Consider the following 1,929-nt stretch of genomic DNA (forward strand, 5'->3'; position numbering starts at 1 on the left):
AAAATCCAAAGAAAAACCTCAGCCAAAAGTCACACGCATAAGTTGAACGCCGACTTTTTCTGACCGTGGAAATTTACACATAATTTTGGACTTGATCCCATTTTAGATTCGGATTTAATTTTCCGTCATGATTATAGAAGTACTTTATCGCCTTAAGCATATAACCCCAAGATACACAAACCTTTTCCGGCATAATCGATAATTGGGAAATGGTAATATAATATCCCTTTTCTTCCGATCTTGTCTGATAATCAGTTCAAAATAAGTATCAGAAGGATAAATCCCTTCAATTTCATCTTCATCCTCTTCTTCAAAAAGCTGATCCGTTAACTCATACCAATAATTCATATAGTAAATATTTTGGCCATCAACCAAATTTCCACCATGGACGACTATTTCCCCATTTGCTTTCGCCGTAGTAACACCATAGAGATGCTTTTCCCGTCCATCTGGTTAGATACGATTCATCGTGAAATCTACCCATAATTCGAAGTTGCTTCGCTACATAAATAAGACTGACTCAAAAGGACACATAAAGTAGCCTTTTGAGTCAGATACAAGATCTTATTCGCTTATTTGATTTGTAATTCTATGAGCGATGGATCTTTGCTGTTTCTGGAAACCTTAATACCTGAGCCGCCATTTTTTTGGATAATCTCAAAAACAACCTTTCTTCCTACCTTTGACACGTCGATCTTATAAAGTTTCTCTGCTCCAGGTTCCAGGATATCCGAATGTTTAAGTTGGTCATCTTCATAAACGGGTAATAGCTCTTTTGTTGGCGAATCTTTATCATATACATTCATGTTGAATTGACAACTAAGTTTTTCGTTCCTGTTACTAATTTTCACATATAAGCTATCGTTACATTTCTTCGTAGGAATCGTACAGCGTGAGACATTTTTTCGCGACACAGAATTTCCTCCAATCTTTTTATTGTTTACTCTTTTTGAGAGATTTAATAGCATCAAGCAGGGCTTTACGATTGTCGTTTTCTCCTTGTAACAATCCATTCAGTATATTAGTGAGAGTAGAGATTAGAGTATCTATATTATCTGAATCTTCGGAACTATTCAAGGCTTGCAACATAGTAAGTGTAGATAGCACCATACCGATATATGCGCCACTATTATCGTTTACGTTGATGATAGTATTGTTCCCGTTTGTAAAAGTATTGTGCCCGGCGTTTGCATCCGCATCAGCGTCAGCATCAGCATCAGCGTCCGAATCAGCGTCAGCGTCGGCATCGGCGTCAGCATCCGCATCCGCATCAGCATCAGCATCGGCATCAGCGTCGGCATCAGCGTCAGCATCCGCATCCGCATCCGCATCGGCATCCGCATCAGCGTCGGCATCCGCATCCGCATCCGCGTCAGCATCTGCATCAGCGTCAGCATCAGCGTCAGCATCCGCATCAGCGTCAGCATCCGCATCCGCATCCGCATCAGCGTCAGCATCCGCATCCGCATCCGCATCAGCGTCAGCATCGGCGTCAGCATGAGCATCGGCATCCGCATCGGCATCAGCGTCAGCATCTGCATCAGCGTCAGCATCCGCATCAGCGTCAGCATGAGCATCGGCATCCGCATCGGCATCAGCGTCAGCATCTGCATCAGCGTCAGCATCCGCATCAGCGTCAGCATCAGCATCAGCGTCCGAATCAGCGTCAGCGTCGGCATCGGCGTCAGCATCCGCATCCGCATCCGCATCGGCATCCGCATCAGCGTCGGCATCCGCATCCGCATCAGCGTCAGCATCTGCATCAGCGTCAGCATCAGCGTCAGCATCCGCATCAGCGTCAGCATCCGCATCCGCATCCGCATCAGCGTCAGCATCGGCGTCAGCATGAGCATCGGCATCCGCATCGGCATCAGCGTCAGCATCCGCATCCGCATCCGCATCCGCATCGGCATCCGCATCCGCGTCAGC

General features: G+C 46.2%; 2 protein-coding genes. One reads left to right on the forward strand and one right to left on the reverse strand.

Annotation, left to right across the window (positions count from 1 at the left end; translation table 11 throughout):
* Positions 1-572 precede the first annotated feature (572 nt).
* The gene (locus I8U19_RS17055; RefSeq protein WP_198056618.1) at positions 573-914 is read right to left on the reverse strand and encodes a hypothetical protein; all 342 of its coding nucleotides are present in this window, start codon (positions 912-914) and stop codon (positions 573-575) included.
* Between the two features lie 262 nt (positions 915-1,176).
* On the opposite strand from I8U19_RS17055, the gene I8U19_RS17060 reads away from it, so the two are divergent.
* The coding region (locus tag I8U19_RS17060) for a hypothetical protein (RefSeq protein WP_304650705.1) at positions 1,177-1,929 on the forward strand (753 nt) is incomplete at its 3' end.

Source organism: Thermoactinomyces sp. CICC 10523 (genome assembly GCF_016055105.1).
Taxonomy (GTDB): domain Bacteria; phylum Bacillota; class Bacilli; order Thermoactinomycetales; family Thermoactinomycetaceae; genus Thermoactinomyces_A; species Thermoactinomyces_A daqus.